The organism is Sphingobium sp. TomTYG74 (genome assembly GCF_055393875.1).
In genome coordinates this window covers 2,330,681-2,347,158 of the sequence record NZ_AP027341.1, presented here as the reverse complement: position 1 = coordinate 2,347,158, position 16,478 = coordinate 2,330,681, and the positions used below count along the sequence as shown (strand labels likewise).

The following is a 16,478-nucleotide window of genomic DNA, read 5'->3' as shown; positions in this document are numbered from 1 at the left end:
TTGCCGTGCAACCGATAATGGACCACTAAACCGCCTTGATGAATAAAGCCGCCGATCTTGTCGAAGAAACGCGCGATGGCGGTGCTGTCATTCGGCTTCTGGGGCATCTTTCCATTGCATGCCTGCATGATCTGCCCGCCCGCCTTGATGCGGTGACAGGGCCGATCACTGCCATCGACCTGTCCGGCGTTGACCATATGGACACGATCGGCGCCTGGACCGTGTACCGCACCGTCAAAAGGCTGGGCTGCGACGTTAGCGGCGGCAACGAAGACGCCCGGCGCCTGATCGAGGCCGTGGGCAAGCTCGACGAACCGGTCAGCATCAGGCCCGATTATGTGCCTCCGCTACAGCGCGTGATCGGCCAGATCGGCGAAGCGGTGGTCAACGCCTTCACCACGCTTCTCGGACTCCTCGGCTTTTTCGGCGCGACCTTGGTGGCGAGCTGGAACGTGATCCGGCATCCCAGCAAGTTCCGCGTCAACGCCGTCGTGCAGCGGTTCGAGGTTGTCGGCGTCTCCGCGCTCGGCATCATCGGCCTCATGAGCTTCCTGATCGGCATCGTCATCGCCCAGCAGGGATCGGTGCAGCTGCGTCAGTTCGGCATGGAGATGCTGACGATCAACCTCGTCGGCCGCCTGACCTTCCGCGAACTCGGTGTGCTGATGACGGCGATCATGGTCGCGGGCCGATCCGGCTCAGCTTTCGCCGCGCAGCTCGGCACCATGAAGCTGACCGAGGAAGTGGACGCGATGCGCACCATCGGCGTGTCGCCCATGGAGGCGCTGGTCCTGCCCCGGACGCTGGCGGTTGTCATCATGATGCCGCTGCTTGGCTTCTATTCCTCCATCGTCGCGGTGATCGGCGGAGGGTTCCTCTGCGCCGTCTCACTAGACATCCCGCCGATCACCTTCATCCAGCGATTGCGAGAGGTGGTGCCGATCACAGACCTTTGGGTTGGCTTGCTCAAAGCCCCCGTATTCGGCATCATCATCGCGCTTTCCGGCTGCTTCCAGGGCATGCAGGTAAAGGGCAACGCCGAGGAAGTCGGGCTGCGGACCACCGCTGCCGTGGTCCAGGCGATCTTCCTGGTAATAGTGATCGACGCCTTTTTCGCGGTCTTTTTCACCTGGCTGGGGTGGAACTAATGGCCGAGGAAGAAGAAGCCGCTGCCGAAGAGGCGCGCGTCAACAAGGCTGTCGAGAAGAGCGACATCGCCATCTCAGTGCGCAACCTGAAGAACAGCTTCGGCGATCAGGTCGTGCATGAAAATCTCGACCTCGACGTGCGCAAGGGCGAGATATTGGGCGTCGTCGGCGGCTCGGGCACCGGCAAATCGGTATTGATGCGCTCGATCATCGGCCTCCAGACACCCGATGAAGGCGAAATCCACGTATTCGGCGAATCGATGATCGGGCGTCTGGATGACGAGGCGCTGGCCATCCGCAAGCGCTGGGGCGTTCTGTTCCAGGGTGGCGCCCTCTTCTCCACCCTTACGGTGGCCGAAAATGTCGAGGTGCCGATCCGCGAATATTATCCCAATATCGGGCCGCAACTGCGGGACGAGATTGCCGCCTACAAGATCCGGCTGACGGGTCTCCCCGCCGAAGCTGGTCCCAAATATCCCGCCGAACTTTCAGGCGGCATGAAGAAACGGGCGGGCCTGGCCCGCGCGCTGGCGCTCGACCCCGATCTGCTGTTTCTTGACGAACCGACTGCCGGGCTCGATCCGATCGGCGCAGCAGCTTTCGACGATCAAACGCGCAAGCTTCAACAGACGCTTGGCCTCACCGTCTTCCTCATTACCCATGACCTCGACACGCTATATTCCATCTGCGACCGCGTAGCGGTGCTGGCGGACAGAAAGGTCATCGCGGTCGGCACCATTGATGAGCTATTGGCGACCGATCACCCCTGGATTCAGGAATATTTCAACGGTCCTCGCGGCCGCGCCGCAACGGCGGCCGTGACCCGCGAACGGGAAAAGACGGCGGCACAGCCATCGGACGGAAGGCGATAATATAATGGAAACCCGCTCCAACCATGTGCTGGTGGGCACGGTCACATTGCTGCTGCTGGCGGCGATCATGGTCGCCGCCTTCTGGTTCTCGCGCCTCTCCGAAGGCGACAACATGGAATATGACATCTTCTTCAAACAGTCGGTGAATGGCCTCGCCAAAGGGTCGAGCGTCAATTATTCCGGCGTTCCGTCTGGTCAGGTCGAAAAGATCGAGCTTTGGAAACGCGACCCCAGCTTTGTAAAGGTGCGCATCTCCGTAAAGGAAGGCACGCCGGTACTTCAGGGCACGACGGCGACGATCGCGGGCGTCGGATTCACCGGCGTCAGCGAAATCGTGCTGGACGGTGCTGTAAAGGGTGCTCCACCCATCACCTGCCCCGAGGAAAATCCCCTGTCCGCCTGCCCCGACGGTATCCCGGTCATTCCGACCAAGCCAGGGGCGCTTGGTGAACTATTGAACAACGCGCCGCAACTGCTGGAGCGACTCTCGACGCTGACGGAGCGTTTGACCGAACTGCTGAACGACAAGAATCAGCAATCGATCGCGGGCATCCTCGCCAATGTCGAGCGCGTGTCGGGCGCCCTCGCCGATCGCAGCCCCGAAATTGCTGCCACCCTTGCGGAAGCACGCATCGCGGTCCAGCGCACGGGCATAGCGGCGGAACAGATCGGCAAGCTCGCCGCGACCACGGACTCGATGCTGACCGAAGAAGGCAAGCCGCTGATGGCCGACTTGCGCAAGAGCGTGCAGTCCGCCACCCGCAGCATCGAGACGCTCGACAAGACGATCGCCGAAGCACAGCCAGGCGTGCGCGCGTTCAGCAACCAGACCATGCCTGAAGTCAATCAACTGGTGCGTGATCTGCGCGAAATGTCGCGCGCCTTCCGCGGCGTTGCCGAAAAACTCGATCAACAGGGCGCGGGGTCGATCGTTGGATCGCCCAAACTGCCCGATTACAAGCGATGAGAGGGACCGCGATGACGTTCCACAAGAAACCTGCCGCCCTTCCCATCATGCTCGCGCTAGCCGCAGCGCTGTCAGGTTGCGTTTCCTTCGGCGGGAAGCCGCCCGAACGGCTGCTGTCACTCGACGCGGCGCAAAAGGTCGCTCCCGGTACGCTCCGCAGCGCCACCGCAGGGACAACCATCACGGTCGCCGATCCGGAGGCGCCCAAGCTCCTCGACACCGTACGCGTTCCGGTGCGCACATCGCCCACATCGCTCGCCTATGTCACGAAGGTGCAGTGGGCCGATACGCCGCGTCATCTGTTCCAGAAGCTGCTGTCCGAAACGATCGCCGCCAGCAGCAACCGCATCGTGCTCGATCCCGGTCAATATTCGGCCGATGCGGGCCAGCGCCTGATGGGTGAGCTGGTCGATTTCGGCGTAGATGAAGCAAGCAACAGCGCCGTGGTCACTTATGATGCTATCCTTGCGGGACCCGGCGGCACCGCGATCGCGCGGCAGCGGTTCACCTCCAGCACCCCCATAGGCGGCAAGATCGATGCGACCACCATCGGCGCTCCGCTTAACAGCGCCGCGAACAAGGTGGCGGCCGACGTCGCGACATGGCTGGCGGCCAGCGGGCGCTAAGGGACGATCCGCCATGCTGAGCCTGCATCAGCATGGCGCATTCCGCCTCAATTGAGGCTCTTGCTCACCTGCTCGGTGACATCCTTTGACAGGCCCGGCTGACCCAAGATTCGCTGCAATTCGCCGCGCATCAGGGCGGCCCTTCCCTCATCGAAGCGCCGCCACCGCCCCAGCGGCGGCACCAGCCGCGCGGCGGTCTGCGGATTGAGCTTGTCGAGCGCGATGATGCAGTCGGCAACAAGCCGATAGCCCTTGCCCGACCTATGATGGAACGCCCATTGGTTGCCAGCGAAGGCACCAAAAAGCGAACGGACCCGGTTGGGATTGGCCAGAGTGAAGTCCGGGTGCCGCCCCAGCTCCTCCACCAGATCGACGGTATCCGGGTGGGAAGCAAAAGCCTGCGTCTGGAACCATTTGTCCAGCGTCAGCGGATCATCCCGGTAGCGGTTATAGAAGATGTCAAGCGCCGCCTCCCGCTCGTCACTGCGGCCGTTGGCAAGGGTCGCAAGAGCCGATTGCCGCTCCGTCATGTTATCGGCTTCGTCAAATTGGGAGAAGGCCAGCGCCGCAGCGTCCGCCGCGCCTGAAGTGACCAGATAGACCAAGGCGCCGTTGCGCAGCTTGCGCGCGCCCTTCGCCGCCGAGGAAAGTGAAAAGCCGTTCGCCCTGTTTCGCGCATGCACGTCGCGCCAAAGGGGTTCCAACTCGCGGCCGATCCGGCGCTGCAACGCATCGCGAGCCTCATGGATGGCATCCGGATCGACCTGCGCCATCTGATCGCCCAGATAGGCTTCGCTCGGCAAGCGAATGGCTTCCGCGATGAACGCCCCATCAAGATTCGGGTCGGTGACGGTATCCCGGATCGCCGTGATGATTGCCGCCGCATCCAACGCCTGCCCGGCCACATGGCCGACCAGGGCATTGACCATCAACTGCTGCATCGCTTCATAGCGGGCGAACGGGTCGTCATCATGCGCGGACAGGAAAGCCAGATCGGCCTGACTCCTGTCTGTTTCGACGATCACCGGTGCTGAGAAGCCACGATTGATGGACAGAATCGGCGCAGCAGCAAAGCCCTTGAAGGTGAAGCGCTGCTGCTTCTCGGTCACCATCAACAGTGTCTCGCCCGCACTTCCGCCACTACCGCGATCGAACAAGGCTGTACGAAGCGGGAGGGCGAACGGAAGCTTTTCCGCCTGGCCCGGTGTCGGCGGCGTGTTCTGCTCCAACAACAGCTCAGCGGTCTGGGTGACGGGATCATGCGTCAGGCTGGCCCGGACATGGGGCGTCCCGGCCTGCTCATACCAGCGGCGGAACTGGGTAAGGTCCACCCCGCCCCCCTCTTCCATCGCCCGGACGAAATCCTCGCAAGTCGCCGCCTCGCCATCATGCCGCTCGAAATAAAGGTCGGTCGCGGCGCGGAAGCGGTCCGGCCCCAGCATCAGCGCGATCATCCTGATCAGTTCAGCGCCCTTGTTATAAATGGTCGCCGTATAGAAGTTGCTGATTTCCATGTAGGATTCTGGCCTGACCGGATGGGCGAGCGGGCCTGCGTCTTCCTGAAACTGCGCCGCGCGTAGCACCCGCACATCCTCAATGCGCTTGACCGCTTCGCTGCCCATGTCCGCCGAGAAGTTCTGATCGCGAAAGACGGTGAAACCCTCCTTCAATGAAAGCTGGAACCAGTCCCGGCAAGTGACGCGATTTCCCGACCAGTTGTGGAAATATTCATGCGCCACCACGCCTTCCACGCCGTCATAATCGGCATCCGTCGCGGTCTCAGGATCGGCGAGAATGTAGCGCGAATTGAAGATGTTAAGCCCCTTATTCTCCATCGCGCCAAAGTTGAAATCCGCCACGGCGACGATGTTGAAGACGTCCAAGTCATATTCGCGGCCATAGACGCGCTCGTCCCAAGCCATGCTGTTCTTCAACGCCTGCATGGCATGCCCCGTCCGCGGCAAGTCGGCTTCCTTCACCCAGATGCCCAGCTTCACCTCGCGCCCACTCATCGTCACGAAGCTGTCGCTGTTGCAGGCAAGGTCGCCCGCCACGAGCGCGAAGAGATAGCAGGGTTTGGGATATGGATCGGTCCATCGTGCCCAATGCCGCCCACCGGAAAGTTCGCCCTGCGCGACCGGATCACCATTGGAAAGCAGGATCGGATAGCGCGCCTTGTCCGCCTCCATTCGAACGGAATAGCGGGAGAGGATGTCCGGCCGATCCGGGAAGAAGGTGATCCGGCGGAATCCCTCCGCCTCACACTGGGTGCAAAGCAGCCCGCCGCTGGCATAAAGGCCCATCAGCTTGCTGTTATGCTCAGGAGCAAGCTCCACCAGCGTTTCCACCTGATGAACGCCGCCGGAAAGCGGGATGACCAAGGCGCCGCCATCCATCTTCCAATCACCCGAGCCAAGGGTACGGCCGTCCACCTTCACTTCGACGGGCGTCAATTCATCTCCGTCCAACCTCAGCCCGCGATCATGCTTACCATTGCGACTGACGCTCAGCCTTGCCCTTACCGTCGTACGCGCGGGGTCCAAAAGGAATTCCAGCTCGATCTCGGGGACGAGCCAGTCGGGCGGCCTATAGTCCTGACGTCGAACGACAATAGGCGCGGAAGCATTTGCGGATTGAATGTCAGCCATTCCGGCAATCTAGAGCATTTTCCGGGCAGGTGGTATCACCCGCTCGCCCGGAAAATGCGAAAAACAAGAGTTAAACCGAGCTTTTCCGGGCAGAGCGGCGGCGCCTGCTGACTTAGACAGCGCGCTAATGAAATGACGCACGATCCAAGGCAGCCTTTACCGGATCATATCCGGGCAAGGCTCCGTCAGATGCCAGCGGTGCGCGGCTGATCATGCCGCGCTTGATTTTTCAGATGCGCTCGCCGGACAGGCGCTGACACAGCATGTCAAGCTGGTCGAGGGTCGAATAACGCAACGACAGCGTGCCGCCCGCGCCCTCCCCATGTCCAATGTCGACTTTAACGCCCAATATATCCGCAAGATGCTGTTCAAGCGCCGCGATATCGGGGTCTTTGCTGACCGTTCCCGACGAGGCCCGGCCTCGGGGTGCCGCCCCTTCCCCCTTTTTTGAGCGGCGCACCAAGTCCTCGGTATCGCGCACCGACAAGCCCTTGGCCTCAACGGTCTTCGCCAGCGTCTCACAGTCCGGCGCGCCGATCAGTGCCCGGGCATGACCCATGGACAGCTTCTGCTCAACGACCTGTTGCTGCACAGAGGCCGGAAGATCGAGCAGCCGGATAAGATTGGCGATGTGGCTGCGCGACTTGCCAACGATACGCCCCAGCGCTTCCTGGCTGTGATTGAAGTCCGCGATCAGCTTGCGATAGGCTTCCGCTTCTTCGATCGGGTTCAGGTCTTCACGCTGGATATTCTCGACCAGCGCGATTTCCAGCGTTTCGGCTTCGTCAAAATCGCGGACAATCGCCGGAATACGGTGCAATTGCGCGCGCTGCGCCGCTCGCCACCGTCGCTCCCCCGCAACGATTTGAAATCCGCCACCATGGGGGCGCACGATGATCGGCTGAATAACGCCGCGCTTGCCGATGCTATCCGCCAGCTCCGCCAAGGCACCTTCGTCAAAATGACGGCGGGGCTGCTCCGGATGCGGCTGGATCAACGCGACTTCGATGCTCTGAATAGCCTTGGTCGAAGCGGAAACGGCCAGTGGTGCGACCGGCTCTTCTCTCGTTACGTCGCCCAGCAACGCTGAAAGGCCCCGTCCCAGTCCATGAGGACGCTTGATAACCTTCAGCTTTTCATCATTCTCGTTGCTCAAGCCGCAACCTCCTGTGGGGGCAGACGCGAAATCAATTCACGGGCGAGGCGCATATAGGCCTCCGATCCGGAACAGCGGAAGTCGTAGATGAGCGCCGGAACGCCATGGCTTGGCGCTTCCGAAAGCCGGACATTCCGGGGGATGACCGTTGAGAACACCAAGTCGCCCAGACAGGCGCGGACGTCATCCGCAACCTGATCTGTGAGGCGATTACGTCGGTCATACATGGTGAGCGCCACACCCATGATCGAAAGACCCGGGTTGAAACGGCCGCGAATGCGCTCCACCGTCTGCAATAGCTGGGACAGGCCTTCCAGCGCGAAGAATTCACACTGAAGCGGAACGAGCAAGGATTGGGCAGCCACCATGGCATTGATAGTCAGAAGGCCGAGCGAAGGTGGACAATCGATGAGGCAGATATCCCACCTGCCTGCCTGTGCTTCGCTAAGCACCCGCTCAAGTCGGTGGGTCCGTTCCTCATATTCGATCAGTTCGATCTCGGCCCCCGACAAATCTTGCGTCGCCGCAATGATGTCGAGTTTAGGCACGCGGGTCGGCAGGATCGCATCTTCGATCCCGCAATTCCCGACGAGCAGATCGTAACTGGACCAGGTGCGATCGGATTGATGAACCCCCAATCCTGTTGAAGCATTCCCTTGGGGATCGAGGTCGATCAACAACACCCTCAGGCCAGTAGCAGCAAGCCCGGTTGCCAAGTTGATCGCAGTCGTGGTCTTCCCCACCCCACCCTTTTGATTCGCAATGGCGATACGGATCATTTGCGACCTTTCTTGCCCCTTGGCGCTACCGACTGCGCTATGATGATTGCGCTTTCCGGGTCGGTGATGCTGCGTTCCACGTGAAACACACCTTGCCACGAGGATCGCGCCGCCTCCAGTTCATTCTGCGCATTACGCCCCTTTGGCAACACCCAAAGGGTTCGATTATCGGACAAATGGAGCGCCGAGGGGAAGAGGCGCTCCAACGGCGCATAAGCGCGCGCACTGATTACCGCCGCCGCCTTTGAGGAAGCACCTTCCACCCGCCCGCCGTAAACTTGAGCATTCCTAATGCCAACCCTGTCGACCACCTCATTTAGGAAATCTATTCTTTTACGCCGCGATTCTATCATCAGCACAGGTCGGTCGCTCAAGATGGCAACCACGATAGCCGGCAAACCCGCTCCCGATCCAAGGTCGATCCAAAGACCATCACTCGCGCTATCGGCCAATGTCAAAAGCTGAGCCGAATCCGCAATATGCCTCGCCCAGACATGATCACGCGTGGACTCCGCGATCAAATTCTGCTGATCCATCTCGGACAGCAACATTTGCACATAGTCGTCCAACTTCCCCCATGTTTCACGTGAAACGGGGAAGCGCTGCTCCAGCCATGCCTTCGCTTCATCCTCCGTCATGCGGCTTGACGCCGAACATGCACTAGCAACGCCGCCAACGCCGCCGGAGTGATCCCTCGAATCCTCCCCGCCGCCGCAAGCGTATCGGGGCGAGCCTTATCAAGCCTCTCGATCATCTCGCTCGACAGCCCGCCGATTGCCCGGAAATTAAAGTCGGCCGGGATCGATACCCGCTCGTCGCGTCGCAAGGCCGCAATCTCTGCCGCCTGGCGTTCGAGATAGGGAGCGTAATGGGCGTCCTCCAGAATTTCCTCCCGGAGGCTCTCGTCTACTGATGTAAGCGACGGCGCCAAGCCGAACAGCAATTCCCGCTGGACTTCCGGAAACCGCGCCCATTCAAACAAGGTTCTTCGCGAGCCGTCCTGTCGGACATTCGCACCGGAGCGTGCAAGCTGGGTAGCGCTCAGCTGCTGCCCCAACTCCTCATCCACGCTGGCGCGCTGCAAAGCCCGCCGATCATAATGCGCAAGCCGCTCCTCGCCCAATATACCATGCACCCGGCCAACCTCTTCCAGCCTGCTTCCGGCATTGTCCGCCCGAAGCCGCAACCGATATTCCGCCCGCGCGGTCAGCATGCGGTAAGGCTCAGTCACGCCTTGCAGCACCAGGTCATCGACCATGACGCCGATATAGCTGCTCGCCCGATCGAGGATCATCGGCGCATCGCCCTTGGCACGCGCAGCCGCATTCACACCGGCTACCAGCCCTTGGGCCGCCGCCTCCTCATATCCCGTCGTGCCATTTATCTGCCCCGCACAGAACAGGCCGGGCACGTCTCGCATCTCCAGACTGTGGTCCAACGCGCGCGGATCGATATGGTCATACTCCACCGCATAACCGGGCACCACAATCTCGGCGCGCTCCAGCCCAGCCATCGACCTCACCATCTGCTCCTGCACATCGGCAGGCAGGGAGGTGCTGATCCCATTGGGATAAACCAGATGGCTTCCCAGCCCTTCCGGTTCCAGAAAGATTTGATGCCCGTCACGATCGCCGAAGCGGATCACCTTGTCCTCGATGGAAGGGCAGTATCGAGGACCGCGCCCTTCGATCGCCCCGCTGAACAATGGCGAGCGCCCCAGCCCCCCACGGATGATCGCATGGGTCGCATCATTGGTACGCGTGATCGCGCAGCTCAACTGCGGCAGCTGCCGCCCTGCGGAGAGGGCAGACATCGTCCAATCCCCCGCATCAGATGGCTGCTCCTCCAGAACTCCCCAATTGATAGAGCGCCCATCCAGCCTTGGCGGCGTCCCGGTCTTCAGCCGCGCGATTGGCAGACCCAGCCCGCGAAGCTGAACACCCAATACCGTTGCCGCCCGCTCCCCGGTTCGACCGCCCGTCAGCGTCTCCTCGCCCCGGAACAATTTGCCGCCCAGAAACGTGCCCGTTGCCAACACAATGGCGGGCGCGGACAAGTGGCGTCCGTCTGCCAGCTCCAGCCCTTCGACCTCGCCATTCTCCAACAGCAGCGCGGCGGCCTCACCCTCGATGATTTCGATCCCGCGCTGGGCATCGATCATGCGGTGAATGGCGGCCCGATAATGGGATCGATCGGCCTGCACGCGCGGCCCCTGAACGGCCGCCCCCTTGCTGCTGTTCAACATCCGATAATGTATGGCAGCGGCATCGGCGGCACGCGCTATCAAGCCATCCAGCGCATCAACCTCCCGCACCAAATGACCTTTGCCTAAACCCCCGATCGCCGGGTTGCATGACATTGCTCCCACCGTTGCCTTTTCGAAGGTGAGGAGTGCGACCCGCGCACCTTTCCGAGCAGCCGCAGCCGCAGCCTCGCACCCGGCATGGCCACCGCCAACCACTATCACGTTAAATGTCTGCATGCCCGCGCCCATATCAGAGTTGTGGGCTTGCGGTCAAAACTGTTCCACGTGGAACAGTGCTCATTTTCCGATGCAAAATCCTGCAAAGAGCCGGTCGAGCATATGCTCAGTACTTGCCCGCCCCGTCAGCGCATCGATCGCCGCACGTGCATGACGAAGTTCTTCCGCGACAATGAGAAGGTCTGCTTGCGGCAAAGCATTTTCCAAATGACCGAGCAGCAGCGCAACGCCCTCCCGCTGCCTTTCATGCAAAGCATATTCGCTTGCGCCCGGCAGCAATGCAGCCGCTCGCTCCAGAAGCAAGGCGATGAGGGTATCCATTCCCTCGCCCGTCACCGCCGATATGGGCAAGCCATTTGTTACCGCATGCCGGTCACATTGGGCGCCCACAATTATTGCGTCGGCGCGCGGCGCTTCGTCCGGATCGCCAAGCCACAATATGATGTCGGCACTGTCCAGAGCCGCCCGAGCCCGGTCTATGCCGATCGCCTCAATAACGTCCGATGTCGCCTCTCTCAAGCCCGCAGTATCAGTGAACAGAAAAGCAGTGCCACCTAGCGCCGCGGGCACTTCGATGCGGTCGCGCGTCGTACCCGCGACATCGGACACGATCGCCGCCTCCCGCCCCACCAGCGCATTCAACAAAGTGGACTTCCCCGCATTGGGTGGCCCGGCCAGCACCACCCGGATGCCATCCCGCAAACGCTCGGCCGACGGCGCACTTAGCGCAGACCGCACCTCCTCGATGAGCGTAGCGATGCCGGAGCCGATGCGTTCCTCGGCCCCATGTTCAGGCACGTCATCCTCATCGGAAAAATCGAGCGCTGCCTCCGCCATGGCGGAAAGATCAAGCAAGCTCCTTTGCCACTGCTCAAGCCGATGGGAAAAATGCCCCTCGGACATGAGCAAAGCCGCGCGCCGTTGCTGCTGAGTTTCGGCGGCGAGAAGGTCGGCCAGCCCCTCGACCTCATTGAGATCCATGCGCCCATTCATAAAGGCCCGGCGGGTAAACTCACCCGGCTGGGCCTGCCGCACGCCTTCAAAGGACCTGAGCGCATCCTCCAGCCCCGCAACCACAGCCCGCCCGCCATGGCAATGCAGCTCCGCCAGGTCTTCGCCGGTCGCAGTGCCGGGGCCAGGAAACCAGAGGACAAGCGCGCGATCGAGAGGAGCCCCGTTGCGCGGGTCTTTCAGCAAAGCCAGCTGCGCCCGCCGAGGTTCGGGAAGATGCCCCGCAAGACCCTGCAGGGCGGCGGCGGCGGCGGAGCCACTTATCCGAATGACCCCGATCCCTGCCGGTGGCGCACCACTCGACAGGGCGAAAATCGTGTCCGCCATTAACGGCTCAGGACTTGTCGCCATTCTTCCCGGCAACGCCAGAAAGGCCGATGTCCATCATCTGCCGGAACAGACGCATCCCCGCATCCCCTAAGGGAGAGAAGCTTTTGAACATCGTTTCCATCTGTTCGGCGCTGGCGATGCCGTCAAAGCTGTCCAGCATCGTTTTCACATATTTGTCGTGAATGGGCGTGACATCGGGCAGGCCCAGAAAAGCCCGCGCCTCGGTTGGGGTGCAATCTACGTCGACCGTTACTTTCATCTTGCGCACCTTCAGTTGCGAGCCATCGTCGTCATGCCGCAACATGGCCCTCAAACGCAAATAATTTGGTCATAGTAGCGTTGGCGGTTCTTCAAAACCCGCTTATCCTTCAAACATAGTGCAGCGAACGAGAGGACATCAGCCATGGGATCATTTACGCCAATTTCGACCCTTGAGGGCGATGCGCAATTCGACACCTATGTCGCTCGACCCGGCGGCACGCCGCGCGGGGCGATTATCGTCATTCAGGAAATCTTCGGCGTAAATGAAGGCATTCGCCGCAAATGCGATAATTGGGCGAGCCAAGGCTATCTGGCCCTCGCGCCCGACCTGTTCTGGCGTGACACTCCGCACGTCGAACTGGACGCCGATGTTCCAGAGCAATTTCAGGCGGCAATCGGCCACATGCAAAAGCTGGATCAGGACCTCGCCATCTATGACATTGAATCGGCAATCAAATTCGCTCGGGCGGAACTGGGTGGCACCGGCAAGGTCGGCGTGGTCGGCTACTGCCTTGGCGGGCGGCTGACCTTCATGGCCGCCTGCCGGACGGATGGCGACGCCTTTGTCGGCTATTATGGCGTGGGCATCGACAATCTTCTGGGCGAGCAGCATGCTATCGGCAAACCCGTCTTGCTGCACATTCCCACCGCTGACGGCTTCGTGCCGCCGGAAGTGCAGAAGACCATGCATGACGGCCTGAAGGACAATCGCCACGTGACCCTTCACGATTATGAAGGGCTGGACCATGGCTTTGCCGCTGAAATGGGCGCGCGCCGGGTCGAGGATGCCGCGCAACTCGCCGATCAGCGCACAGCCGATTTCTTCGCCACGCATCTCTGATCGACGCGCCGCCCATGACACAAGCCTGGCGCATGATCGTCCGCGCGACCGGTGGTCCGGAGGTGATCGAGCGGGAGTATTTCGATCCCGCCCCTCCGGCCGAGGGTGAGGTGCTGATCGCTCAGGATGCAATCGGCCTGAACTTTATCGACACCTATCATCGGTCGGGCCTCTACGCAGCGTCGCTCCCCCTCACCCTCGGCGTTGAAGGAGCAGGCTATGTCGCGGCCTTGGGAGCGGGTGTCAGCGGGCTGGCGATCGGTGACAAGGTAGGCTCGGCGGGCGGCATGGGCGCCTATGCCACCCATCGCACGGTCGCCGCCGATCGCGTCATAAGGATCCCGGACGAGATCGGCACGGATGAAGCAGCCGCGATGATGTTGAAGGGCATGACCGCCTGCTTCCTTGCGGAGGATATACTGCCACTACGTCCCGGTCAGGTCGCTCTGGTCCATGCCGCCGCCGGTGGCGTAGGCTCCGTGCTCGTGCCCTGGCTTCGGGACAAGGGCGTCGTGGTCATCGCCCATAGCGGGTCGGCGGAAAAGGCTGCAACGGTGCAGGCCGACCACAGCCTGCACTGCCCGTTAGCCGACCTTTCCGATCAAGTGCGCGCCCTTACGCACGGACAGGGTGTAGACATCGTCTATGATGGCGTGGGGAAGGATAGCTGGAGCGCGTCGCTTGGCTCGCTCAGGCGCCGTGGCATGATGGTGAGCTATGGCAATGCGTCTGGCCCCGTACCGCCGGTCAGCCTGCTGGAACTCAGTCGCGCTGGGTCCCTCTATGTGACCCGTCCCACCCTGTTCGACTATATCGTGACGCAGGAGGAGCTGAAGCATGTCAGTGACCGCCTGTTCGATCGCATGCTGAGGGGCGTCGTTCGCGCCCATATCGGCCAGCGTTTCGCCCTTTCGCAGGCTGCGGACGCACATCGGGCGCTGGAAGGGCGGCAGACCGTCGGTAGCACCATCCTGGTGCCATAGACGCGCTGAAGAAGTCTGAAAACGGGTCGAGCAGGCGGCGGGCATCCAAGCCCGCCACCTGCTCGCCTCAATCACACAAAGAGGGTCAGAATGCCGACCTGATGGTCGATAACGCCCTCATAGATCATCTTGACGGCGACATAGATGATGACCGCCAGACCCAGATAAGCGATCCACCGGAAACGCTCGATATATTTGGCGATGATATTCGCCGCGATACCCATCAGGGCGACCGACAGGACAAGGCCGATGATCAGGATGCCAGGGTGATCACGCGCCGCACCCGCGACGGCCAGCACATTGTCCAGGCTCATCGATACGTCGGCTACCGCGACGGCCCAAGCGGCGGCTGCGAAGCTCTTCGCCGGGCGCAACCCGGATATGTCATCGTCGCTGGGGTCATCGGGCGTGTCCGCGCCCCGCTTCGGGTGCAGTTCACGCCACATCTTCCAGCTGACCCAAAGCAACAGCAAACCGCCTGCCAGGATCAGGCCAACGATCTGCATCAACTGCGTCACGACCAGAGCAAAACCAATACGCAGCACCAGTGCGGCGATGATGCCGATCATGATGACGCGCTGGCGCTGCTGCGGCGGCAAGCCTGCCGCAAGCGCGCCCACGACGATCGCATTGTCGCCTGCCAGCAGGATGTCGATCATCAACACCTGGCCAAAGGCTGCCAAGGCAGCCGGAGAACCAATATTGCTGAAATCGTTGACGATGTGCCCCCAAATATCGGCGGGCGAACCCAGTCCCTGCGCGGCGGCGGCGGCAGTTGTAAGAAGGTCGATCATAACGGCCTGATATAACTCCGCTTATTGGTTCATCGAATCGAAGAAATCTTCGTTGGTCTTGGAATCCTTCATCTTGTCGAGCAGGAATTCCATCGCATCGACCGTGCCCATCTGCATCAGGATACGGCGCAGCACCCACATCTTGGACAGCTTGGCCTTATCGACCAGCAATTCTTCCTTGCGGGTGCCCGATTTGCCAACGTCCAGCGCCGGGAAGATGCGCTTGTCCGCGACCTTGCGGTCCAGCACGATTTCCGAGTTGCCGGTGCCTTTGAACTCTTCGAAGATGACTTCGTCCATGCGGCTGCCGGTATCGATCAGCGCGGTGGCAATGATCGAGAGCGAACCACCTTCCTCGATATTACGCGCGGCGCCGAAGAAGCGCTTGGGACGCTGGAGCGCATTGGCGTCAACGCCGCCCGTCAGCACCTTGCCCGACGAAGGCACGACGGTGTTGTAGGCACGACCGAGGCGGGTGATCGAATCGAGCAGGATCACCACATCCTTCTTATGTTCCACGAGGCGCTTGGCCTTTTCGATCACCATTTCGGCGACCTGCACATGGCGCTGCGCCGGTTCGTCGAAGGTCGAAGACACAACCTCGCCCTTCACGCTGCGCTGCATGTCGGTGACTTCTTCCGGACGCTCATCGATCAGCAGGACGATCAAGAAGACCTCAGGGTGATTGTCGGTGATCGCCTTGGCGATGTTCTGCAGCAGAACCGTCTTACCCGTACGCGGCGGCGCGACGATCAGCGCGCGCTGCCCCTTGCCCTGTGGCGAAACGATGTCGATGACGCGGGCCGATTTGTCCTTGACCGTGGGGTCGAGCGTGTCGAGCACCAGCTTTTGCGTCGGATAGAGCGGCGTCAGGTTGTCGAAGTTGACGCGATGCCGGACGACATCCGGGTCATCGAAGTTGACGGAGATAAGCTTCGTCAGCGCGAAATAGCGCTCGCCATCCTTGGGCGCGCGGATTTCGCCTTCCACCGTATCGCCGGTGCGCAAGCCGAATTTGCGGACCTGGTTGGGCGACACATAGATATCGTCGGGACCGGCAAGGAAGTTCGCTTCAGGCGAGCGCAGGAAGCCAAAGCCGTCGGGCAGCACTTCGATCGTGCCCTCACCCATGATCTGCTCGCCATTTTCCGCCTCAGCCTTGAGGATCGCGAACATCAGGTCCTGTTTGCGCAGGGTCGATGCGCCTTCGACGCCCAGTTCTTCCGCCGTGGTGACCAGATCGGCGGGTGATTTCTTCTTGAGGTCTTTAAGGTGCATTCGACTTGAGTCCGATGACGAGAGATGAAGATTGGAAATACGAAAAAGGAGAGTCGCCCGGTATGGAAAACACGGGACTCCGGCGCTGGACGGCCGGGATAGACCGTCCGCGTTTAGCGATCAGCGCCCCCCAAAGTCAAGGTGTCGCTTGGCCCCGCCTAGCTGGAAATGCTGGCCCCCGCCGCCTTCATCGGCAAATGGTGCAGCAGTTGCGGCAATGGACCGGCCTTGGCGATCCATGCTATGACTTGGCGCTCTAGCTGAAGAGGCGAAGGGCGTGAAAAAGCCTTATCTCGTCCCTG

At 61.3% G+C, this 16,478-nt stretch carries 15 protein-coding genes; 6 read left to right on the top strand and 9 right to left on the bottom strand.

What is annotated here, in order from left to right; translation table 11 throughout:
* The first annotated feature begins 38 nt into the window (after window positions 1–38).
* Genes ACZ5TB_RS11840 through ACZ5TB_RS11825 form a run of 4 tightly spaced genes read left to right on the top strand, consistent with a single transcriptional unit; the run spans window position 39 to window position 3,613 of the window.
* Window positions 39–1,148 (top strand): MlaE family lipid ABC transporter permease subunit, encoded by a 1,110-nt coding sequence (locus ACZ5TB_RS11840; protein WP_464792547.1) that lies wholly within the window; start codon window positions 39–41, stop codon window positions 1,146–1,148.
* Complete coding sequence (locus ACZ5TB_RS11835) at window positions 1,148–2,020, top strand: ABC transporter ATP-binding protein (RefSeq protein WP_464791383.1); 873 nt, start codon at window positions 1,148–1,150, stop codon at window positions 2,018–2,020. The genes ACZ5TB_RS11840 and ACZ5TB_RS11835 overlap by 1 nt, the downstream gene beginning before the upstream one ends.
* Before the next feature lie 4 nt (window positions 2,021–2,024).
* On the top strand, window positions 2,025–2,987 hold the full coding sequence (locus ACZ5TB_RS11830) for an MlaD family protein (RefSeq protein ID WP_464791382.1): 963 nt from the start codon (window positions 2,025–2,027) through the stop codon (window positions 2,985–2,987).
* A gap of 11 nt (window positions 2,988–2,998) precedes the next feature.
* The gene (locus ACZ5TB_RS11825; protein WP_464791381.1) at window positions 2,999–3,613 is read left to right on the top strand and encodes an ABC-type transport auxiliary lipoprotein family protein; all 615 of its coding nucleotides are present in this window, start codon (window positions 2,999–3,001) and stop codon (window positions 3,611–3,613) included.
* Between the two features lie 47 nt (window positions 3,614–3,660).
* Here ACZ5TB_RS11825 and pepN read toward each other — a convergent pair whose 3' ends face one another.
* The 7 genes from pepN to ACZ5TB_RS11790 all read right to left on the bottom strand — a co-directional run bounded on the left by pepN (window position 3,661) and on the right by ACZ5TB_RS11790 (window position 12,278).
* Window positions 3,661–6,261, bottom strand: coding sequence for an aminopeptidase N (gene pepN, locus ACZ5TB_RS11820; RefSeq protein WP_464791380.1), 2,601 nt, complete (start codon window positions 6,259–6,261; stop codon window positions 3,661–3,663).
* 229 nt (window positions 6,262–6,490) lie between these two features.
* A complete protein-coding gene (locus ACZ5TB_RS11815) occupies window positions 6,491–7,417 on the bottom strand; it encodes a ParB/RepB/Spo0J family partition protein (protein WP_464791379.1) in 927 nt (308 codons plus the stop codon).
* Window positions 7,414–8,196, bottom strand: coding sequence for a ParA family protein (locus tag ACZ5TB_RS11810; protein ID WP_464787738.1), 783 nt, complete (start codon window positions 8,194–8,196; stop codon window positions 7,414–7,416). Before ACZ5TB_RS11810 ends, ACZ5TB_RS11815 begins: the two co-directional genes overlap by 4 nt.
* On the bottom strand, window positions 8,193–8,834 hold the full coding sequence (rsmG, locus tag ACZ5TB_RS11805; RefSeq protein ID WP_464791378.1) for a 16S rRNA (guanine(527)-N(7))-methyltransferase RsmG: 642 nt from the start codon (window positions 8,832–8,834) through the stop codon (window positions 8,193–8,195). The genes ACZ5TB_RS11810 and rsmG overlap by 4 nt, the downstream gene beginning before the upstream one ends.
* Window positions 8,831–10,678 (bottom strand): tRNA uridine-5-carboxymethylaminomethyl(34) synthesis enzyme MnmG, encoded by a 1,848-nt coding sequence (gene mnmG, locus ACZ5TB_RS11800; protein WP_464791377.1) that lies wholly within the window; start codon window positions 10,676–10,678, stop codon window positions 8,831–8,833. Before mnmG ends, rsmG begins: the two co-directional genes overlap by 4 nt.
* Before the next feature lie 60 nt (window positions 10,679–10,738).
* Window positions 10,739–12,016 (bottom strand): tRNA uridine-5-carboxymethylaminomethyl(34) synthesis GTPase MnmE, encoded by a 1,278-nt coding sequence (mnmE, locus tag ACZ5TB_RS11795; protein WP_464791376.1) that lies wholly within the window; start codon window positions 12,014–12,016, stop codon window positions 10,739–10,741.
* Window positions 12,017–12,023: 7 nt separating this feature from the next.
* Window positions 12,024–12,278 carry a DUF6489 family protein gene (locus ACZ5TB_RS11790; RefSeq protein WP_196226641.1) on the bottom strand — a complete coding sequence of 85 codons (255 nt, stop codon included), beginning with the start codon at window positions 12,276–12,278 and terminating at the stop codon, window positions 12,024–12,026.
* A 144-nt stretch (window positions 12,279–12,422) separates the two neighbouring features.
* Here ACZ5TB_RS11790 and ACZ5TB_RS11785 point away from each other — a divergent pair, with 144 nt between their 5' ends.
* Complete coding sequence (locus ACZ5TB_RS11785) at window positions 12,423–13,121, top strand: dienelactone hydrolase family protein (RefSeq protein WP_464791375.1); 699 nt, start codon at window positions 12,423–12,425, stop codon at window positions 13,119–13,121.
* 14 nt (window positions 13,122–13,135) lie between these two features.
* Window positions 13,136–14,104 carry a quinone oxidoreductase family protein gene (locus ACZ5TB_RS11780; protein ID WP_464791374.1) on the top strand — a complete coding sequence of 323 codons (969 nt, stop codon included), beginning with the start codon at window positions 13,136–13,138 and terminating at the stop codon, window positions 14,102–14,104.
* Between the two features lie 71 nt (window positions 14,105–14,175).
* Here ACZ5TB_RS11780 and ACZ5TB_RS11775 read toward each other — a convergent pair whose 3' ends face one another.
* Together ACZ5TB_RS11775 and rho are read right to left on the bottom strand one after the other, a co-directional pair.
* Window positions 14,176–14,898, bottom strand: a complete 723-nt coding sequence (locus tag ACZ5TB_RS11775; protein ID WP_464778477.1) for a YjbE family putative metal transport protein — start codon at window positions 14,896–14,898, stop codon at window positions 14,176–14,178.
* 21 nt (window positions 14,899–14,919) lie between these two features.
* Window positions 14,920–16,176 (bottom strand): transcription termination factor Rho, encoded by a 1,257-nt coding sequence (gene rho / locus ACZ5TB_RS11770; RefSeq protein ID WP_196224894.1) that lies wholly within the window; start codon window positions 16,174–16,176, stop codon window positions 14,920–14,922.
* Window positions 16,177–16,478: the final 302 nt, after the last annotated feature.

Bases quoted from the DNA above. Each gene is read 5' to 3' on its own strand.
- ACZ5TB_RS11840 (WP_464792547.1), top strand. From the start codon at position 39: ATGAATAAAGCCGCCGATCTTGTCGAAGAAACGCGCGATGGCGGTGCT.
- ACZ5TB_RS11835 (WP_464791383.1), top strand. From the start codon at position 1,148: ATGGCCGAGGAAGAAGAAGCCGCTGCCGAAGAGGCGCGCGTCAACAAG.
- ACZ5TB_RS11830 (WP_464791382.1), top strand. From the start codon at position 2,025: ATGGAAACCCGCTCCAACCATGTGCTGGTGGGCACGGTCACATTGCTG.
- ACZ5TB_RS11825 (WP_464791381.1), top strand. From the start codon at position 2,999: ATGACGTTCCACAAGAAACCTGCCGCCCTTCCCATCATGCTCGCGCTA.
- pepN (WP_464791380.1), bottom strand. From the start codon at position 6,261: ATGGCTGACATTCAATCCGCAAATGCTTCCGCGCCTATTGTCGTTCGA.
- ACZ5TB_RS11810 (WP_464787738.1), bottom strand. From the start codon at position 8,196: ATGATCCGTATCGCCATTGCGAATCAAAAGGGTGGGGTGGGGAAGACC.
- rsmG (WP_464791378.1), bottom strand. From the start codon at position 8,834: ATGACGGAGGATGAAGCGAAGGCATGGCTGGAGCAGCGCTTCCCCGTT.
- mnmG (WP_464791377.1), bottom strand. From the start codon at position 10,678: ATGCAGACATTTAACGTGATAGTGGTTGGCGGTGGCCATGCCGGGTGC.
- mnmE (WP_464791376.1), bottom strand. From the start codon at position 12,016: ATGGCGGACACGATTTTCGCCCTGTCGAGTGGTGCGCCACCGGCAGGG.
- ACZ5TB_RS11790 (WP_196226641.1), bottom strand. From the start codon at position 12,278: ATGAAAGTAACGGTCGACGTAGATTGCACCCCAACCGAGGCGCGGGCT.
- ACZ5TB_RS11785 (WP_464791375.1), top strand. From the start codon at position 12,423: ATGGGATCATTTACGCCAATTTCGACCCTTGAGGGCGATGCGCAATTC.
- ACZ5TB_RS11780 (WP_464791374.1), top strand. From the start codon at position 13,136: ATGACACAAGCCTGGCGCATGATCGTCCGCGCGACCGGTGGTCCGGAG.
- ACZ5TB_RS11775 (WP_464778477.1), bottom strand. From the start codon at position 14,898: ATGATCGACCTTCTTACAACTGCCGCCGCCGCCGCGCAGGGACTGGGT.
- rho (WP_196224894.1), bottom strand. From the start codon at position 16,176: ATGCACCTTAAAGACCTCAAGAAGAAATCACCCGCCGATCTGGTCACC.